The sequence below is a fragment of the Mesorhizobium sp. BHbdii genome (assembly GCF_053848045.1).
Genome location: NZ_JBSPKX010000215.1, coordinates 1 through 446, shown reverse-complemented (window position 1 = coordinate 446; position 446 = coordinate 1). Strand labels below are relative to the sequence as shown.

1 protein-coding gene and 1 pseudogene are annotated in these 446 nt (G+C 57.8%); both read right to left on the bottom strand.

Going from position 1 to position 446, the window contains the following annotated elements; genetic code table 11:
• The coding region (locus ACWTU8_RS32705; RefSeq protein WP_455851362.1) for a DUF1697 domain-containing protein at positions 1-100 on the bottom strand (100 nt) is incomplete at its 3' end.
• Positions 97-446: pseudogene (locus ACWTU8_RS32700) on the bottom strand (threonine dehydratase); the annotation flags it as partial. The pseudogene ACWTU8_RS32700 and the gene ACWTU8_RS32705, both read right to left, overlap by 4 nt.

Here is a 446-nt window from a genome sequence, read left to right as displayed (position 1 = left end):
CGAGATCCTCGAAGAAGGAGCGTAGTTCCGCCATTTTGACGATGCGGTTGCCGCCGACGTTGATGCCGGAAAACAGGGCGATGAAGACCTTTGCGCTCATATGATGAAGCCCGCCAATGTCTCGTTGTCGGTGATGTCCTGATACTGGACGCCCTCGGCCTCGAAGTTTGCCTTGAGCAGGTCGAAATTGCGACGGTCCTTGGTTTCGATGCCGATCAGCACGGAGCCGAAATTGCGCGCCGATTTCTTGAGATACTCGAAGCGCGCAATATCGTCGTCCGGACCCAGCATTTCGAGGAAATCGCGTAGCGCGCCCGGCCGCTGCGGGAAGCGGATGATGAAGTATTTCTTCAGGCCTTCGAAGCGCAGCGCCCGTTCCTTGACATCCGGCAGCCGCTCGAAATCGAAATTGCCGCCTGAGACCACGGCGACAATGGTCTTGCCGC